Source organism: Desulfomicrobium norvegicum (assembly GCF_900114595.1).
Lineage (GTDB): Bacteria > Desulfobacterota > Desulfovibrionia > Desulfovibrionales > Desulfomicrobiaceae > Desulfomicrobium > Desulfomicrobium macestii.
Genome location: NZ_FOTO01000028.1, coordinates 1 through 5,599 on the forward strand (window position 1 = coordinate 1; position 5,599 = coordinate 5,599).

Annotated in this window: 4 protein-coding genes; 3 read left to right on the forward strand and 1 reads right to left on the reverse strand. The window is 51.4% G+C overall.

From position 1 onward, the window contains the following. Nucleotides 1-130: 130 nt before the first annotated feature. Nucleotides 131-1,447 carry an IS5 family transposase gene (locus BMZ24_RS19165; protein WP_092194713.1) on the forward strand — a complete coding sequence of 439 codons (1,317 nt, stop codon included), beginning with the start codon at nt 131-133 and terminating at the stop codon, nt 1,445-1,447. Between the two features lie 312 nt (nt 1,448-1,759). Further along, nucleotides 1,760-2,353 carry an EF-hand domain-containing protein gene (locus BMZ24_RS19170; RefSeq protein ID WP_161949252.1) on the forward strand — a complete coding sequence of 198 codons (594 nt, stop codon included), beginning with the start codon at nt 1,760-1,762 and terminating at the stop codon, nt 2,351-2,353. 933 nt (nt 2,354-3,286) lie between these two features. Here BMZ24_RS19170 and BMZ24_RS19175 read toward each other — a convergent pair. Then, the gene (locus BMZ24_RS19175) at nt 3,287-4,048 is read right to left on the reverse strand and encodes a T6SS immunity protein Tli4 family protein (protein ID WP_092194717.1); all 762 of its coding nucleotides are present in this window, start codon (nt 4,046-4,048) and stop codon (nt 3,287-3,289) included. A 198-nt stretch (nt 4,049-4,246) separates the two neighbouring features. Between BMZ24_RS19175 and BMZ24_RS19180 the strand changes: the two genes are divergently transcribed. Continuing rightward, nucleotides 4,247-5,563: an IS5 family transposase gene (locus tag BMZ24_RS19180; RefSeq protein ID WP_092194713.1), complete on the forward strand. Its 1,317-nt coding sequence runs from the start codon at nt 4,247-4,249 to the stop codon at nt 5,561-5,563. The last annotated feature ends 36 nt before the right edge of the window (nt 5,564-5,599 follow it).

Genomic DNA, 5,599 nt, shown 5'->3' on the forward strand with positions numbered 1-5,599 from the left:
AGTCAGCCCTGAAAATATGACAATATGCTGAAATTAATTGAAATTTAATCGGAGATAATGTATTTCAAATAACCAGTGATGCAGTGAAAATGCATTTTTTCTGGTCGAAATCACTCCGAGGTTACCAACGATGCAGCCCAAAAAATCGGACCGTCAGCGCAGCTTCCTCTGCCCAGACCTGATCGATCAACTCGATCCTCGACACCACCTTCTGGGATTGGCCAAGGCCATCCCATGGCAGGTTTTTGAGGACAGCTTTCGTCCGCTTTATGCCGCATCCGGTCGCCCAGCCAAACCCGTCCGTTTGATGGTTGGGCTTCTCATCCTCAAACAGCTTGAAAACCTGAGCGATGAGCGCGTCGTCGATATCTGGGTCCAGAATCCGTATTTCCAGGCCTTCTGCGGCCAGCAACGCTTCACCTGGAAGCTGCCGTGTGATCCGTCCGAGTTGACCTATTTTCGACGTCGGATCGGGGAAGACGGTGTGCGCAAAATTTTTGAAGTCTCCGTGAACCTCCATGGCGACAAGGCCAAGGAAGAGGAAGTTGTCGTGGACTCCACCGTCCAGGAAAAGAACATCACCTTTCCCACGGACACCAAGCTGCTGACCAAGATCGTGACGCGGTGCCACATCATGGCCAAACTGGAAGACGTCAAACTCCGGCGCAGCTACCAGCGCGAGGTCAAGAAGCTGCTGCGGATCATTCGTTTCAAGTCAAAAGGCCGCAAACAGGGGGAGGCCCAACGGGCGGTCCGGCGTTTGCGCACGATTGCCGGTGTCCTGATCCGCGATATGAGACGGAAGCTTTCCCCGGAAGCGCTTGAGATTCACCGGCAGTCTCTTGACCTCTACGACCGTGTTCAGCGCCAGCAGCGTTCCGACACGGGCAAAATTTACAGCCTCCATGAGCCAGATGTTTCCTGCATCAGCAAAGGCAAGGCCCACAAAAAATATGAGTTCGGCGCCAAGGCATCCGTGACCGTGACCAAGATCAGCGGCATCATCGTTGGCGCACTGTCCTTCCCGGACAACCCCTTCGACGGTCATACTCTCCCCGCAGTGCTGAGCCAGGTCGAGAGTATCGTCGGCAAAAGGCCGACCATGGCGATCTGCGACCGTGGCTACCGAGGCAAGCGCAGGATCGGAGAAACTCGCATCGAAATTCCAGAATCAGGCAAGGGTCCCAAGACTGAGCATGAGAAGCGCCAAGCTCGGGCACGCTTTCGCCGCAGGGCCGCCATCGAGCCAATCATCGGCCATCTCAAGAACGATCACAGGATGCTTCGAAACTACCTCAAAGGCCGGATTGGCGATTCCGTGAACCTGTTCATGGCCTGTGCAGCCTTCAACTTCCGGAAGTTCATCCGGATACTGTATTTTTTGTGCCTCAAATTGCTTGGGCACGTTTTTCGACCAGATGTTCGGTCGGTACAGGCTTGTGCTTGACGGACCGTTTTTAGAGTTTTTCAGGATCGACTACATACTTATAAGGTCCCGGTCGGCGCATGCGTACGTAAACAAAAAGACACCCATTGCCGTATGGTTCCATCCGGAATGGCCGGGTTCTGGCCGATGAGGCAAAGCCCACAAAGTAATAAAGGGATTTCAGCGTGAAAACTGAAATCCCTTGTCTTATTTTGGAGTATTCTGGTCTGATTAGGAGGCGGTAATTATCTGCGGAAAATCAAATTTCCAGATCCCCAGCTTCATATTCTTCCCTGGCGTACATTTTGCTTAATGCCTCTCAGGAGGTGCGTCATGCGTGTCAGTTCCAAACAATACCTAGAGGCTTCGTCACAACTATCCAACAATGGCGAGACATCCCAGAACGAGTTGTTCGCCAAGCTCGGAGCGCGGAAATGCTTTCGTGACGGGGATACGAATCGGGACGGGGTCATTACCAAGGACGAGGTGAGCCTGTCTGCCGAGGCTTTTGCGCGGCTCGACGCGTCCAAGGACGGCAACGTCACCGAGGAGGAAATAACTGCCGCCATGTCGGGGCGTGGGCAGGACGTCTTTTCCTATTACACTTCAAAGAAAAGCGGGGCCAACTCCCTTGATCTTCTGAGCAATATTCTGGGTGAATCCTCAACAAGCGAGGATACGTCAGCTTCTGGAAAAGCGGCCAAACAGTATATGGCAAGCATGGACGCAAACAAGGACGGCGTTCTGTCCAGGGCTGAAGCGTCCCTATCCGCATCATCCTTCAGCAACATCGACACCAGTGGCAACGGCACCATTGAAGTGACGGAAATGCAGGCCGCACTCAAGATTCACGAGGCGAAAATTTCCAGTTACTTCTCTTCGCTGGCGGACGGTTCCACCAACTCCACTTTGCAGAAGGAAGTCTGAAGAACTTACTGGCGGGATTGATCGTCATAAGTCAGAAGACCATGCAGTACTCGCAGAATAACTCAAAAAATTCATGATTATATACAGCAGCATTACATACTAAAATTACAATAAAGTGCTTGTATGAAGAAGCTGCAAAAGTCTTCATCCTTTTGAAGAATGGTGTTCATGACTTTTTATTTATCTCAAAGGAATGGATTCCCGCCTTCGCGGGAATGACACTGAGCAACGAAAAATCGAGAGAATTATGGGCGATGGATTGCCGCCTGCGCGGGAATGACACCCAGGCTCTATCGTTACTTTTCTTACATCGCATTCATACATGAAGACACTACAAAATTATTCATTAGTTTAAAGATGTCACTGCAAAAAGTCGTCATCCCCTTGAAAAAGGGGATCCATGCCTTTTTAACTATCTGAAAAGAATGGATTCCCGCCTTCGCGGGAATGGCACTGAGTAACGAAAAAATCGAGAGAATTATGAACGATGGACTCCCGCCTGCGCGGGAATGACACCCAGGATCTATCGTTACATTTCTTACAGTGCATTCATACATAACGACACTACAAAATTATTCATTAGTTTAAATATGTCGCTGCAAAAAGTCGTCATCCCCTTGAAGAAGGGGATCCATGCCTTTTTAACTATCTGAAAAGAATGGATTTCGCGCTATTGCCCGACATGGCCCGCCTTCGCGGGAATGACACTCGGGTTCTTTTGCGATTTTTTGCAGTGTCGTTTGAAATGAATGGATTTTTTGCCATTTACCGACATAGTTTGCCTGCTCGGGAATGATACTTGGGCACTTTCGCTAATTTTTGCAGTGTCGCCATATTTAATATTTGTGGATTTCATGCGAGCAACAAAGGAGCGGAGCAGAACCGAAATCCATCCGGTTCTGCTCCGCTGGTTCATCCTTCATTCTGTCCGATTCACGATCTTCTGCCGTAGTACTCCCGCACTGTGGTGAACTTGGTCATGACAGCGTCCCACATACGCAGGGCGTCTTCTTTGGCGCTCTCCGGGCAGGTCATTTGAATCTCAACATCGGGTTTTTCCGGATCTTTTGGGACTCCCTGAAATTTCCAAGAAGCGGTCAACTCAAATTCGTCGTCATTCTTATCGCGGAGAATAAATATTTCCTCCCGCCCCTCCATTCCAGCCAGCACCCTTTTTTGTGAACGCAGCACATGCAACTTCATGCCATATTTTCTGGCCACATCAGAAATGACGTAGATGCTTTTGGGGAATTCGGAAGTTACAGGGGGAAGTGTGTCAAAGCGCAGATAAATCTTGGGCCGGGATTCGCTGGCGTGCCGTTTGGCCCCAAGGCTCGCCTGCTCATACCAGGTCTTGAGCCCTTCCACCCTGCCCCCGGCCGAAAAGAAGCTGTCCGGAGCCACGTTCTTGTTGCCGAAGCGGTAGTGTTTGAACAGGTTCAGGATTCGTTCTTCCATGTCGAGGCATTCTTGACCAATGGGATAAAAACGACTTTCCTTAAGGCGCAAAATAGCCTCGGGCAGACCTATGTGCACATCAATGTAATGGTCTGCCATATCGTCGCCATAACAAAGAAGCATGGCCGGATATCCAAAGAGGTGGCTGACGTCCTCTTCGGCCCAACCACCTTGGCTGGCGGGACCGAGCTTTCCGCCTTCAACATATCGTTCCCAGGCTTTCGTTCTTACCGGCATCCAAACTTCCTTCAGGTACTCTTCACGATCCCGGCCTTTTTTCCAGGCAATTTCCTCGATGGTTATTTTGTCAGCCCTGAAAATATGACAATATGCTGAAATTAATTGAAATTTAATCGGAGATAATGTATTTCAAATAACCAGTGATGCAGTGAAAATGCATTTTTTCTGGTCGAAATCACTCCGAGGTTACCAACGATGCAGCCCAAAAAATCGGACCGTCAGCGCAGCTTCCTCTGCCCAGACCTGATCGATCAACTCGATCCTCGACACCACCTTCTGGGATTGGCCAAGGCCATCCCATGGCAGGTTTTTGAGGACAGCTTTCGTCCGCTTTATGCCGCATCCGGTCGCCCAGCCAAACCCGTCCGTTTGATGGTTGGGCTTCTCATCCTCAAACAGCTTGAAAACCTGAGCGATGAGCGCGTCGTCGATATCTGGGTCCAGAATCCGTATTTCCAGGCCTTCTGCGGCCAGCAACGCTTCACCTGGAAGCTGCCGTGTGATCCGTCCGAGTTGACCTATTTTCGACGTCGGATCGGGGAAGACGGTGTGCGCAAAATTTTTGAAGTCTCCGTGAACCTCCATGGCGACAAGGCCAAGGAAGAGGAAGTTGTCGTGGACTCCACCGTCCAGGAAAAGAACATCACCTTTCCCACGGACACCAAGCTGCTGACCAAGATCGTGACGCGGTGCCACATCATGGCCAAACTGGAAGACGTCAAACTCCGGCGCAGCTACCAGCGCGAGGTCAAGAAGCTGCTGCGGATCATTCGTTTCAAGTCAAAAGGCCGCAAACAGGGGGAGGCCCAACGGGCGGTCCGGCGTTTGCGCACGATTGCCGGTGTCCTGATCCGCGATATGAGACGGAAGCTTTCCCCGGAAGCGCTTGAGATTCACCGGCAGTCTCTTGACCTCTACGACCGTGTTCAGCGCCAGCAGCGTTCCGACACGGGCAAAATTTACAGCCTCCATGAGCCAGATGTTTCCTGCATCAGCAAAGGCAAGGCCCACAAAAAATATGAGTTCGGCGCCAAGGCATCCGTGACCGTGACCAAGATCAGCGGCATCATCGTTGGCGCACTGTCCTTCCCGGACAACCCCTTCGACGGTCATACTCTCCCCGCAGTGCTGAGCCAGGTCGAGAGTATCGTCGGCAAAAGGCCGACCATGGCGATCTGCGACCGTGGCTACCGAGGCAAGCGCAGGATCGGAGAAACTCGCATCGAAATTCCAGAATCAGGCAAGGGTCCCAAGACTGAGCATGAGAAGCGCCAAGCTCGGGCACGCTTTCGCCGCAGGGCCGCCATCGAGCCAATCATCGGCCATCTCAAGAACGATCACAGGATGCTTCGAAACTACCTCAAAGGCCGGATTGGCGATTCCGTGAACCTGTTCATGGCCTGTGCAGCCTTCAACTTCCGGAAGTTCATCCGGATACTGTATTTTTTGTGCCTCAAATTGCTTGGGCACGTTTTTCGACCAGATGTTCGGTCGGTACAGGCTTGTGCTTGACGGACCGTTTTTAGAGTTTTTCAGGATCGACTATTT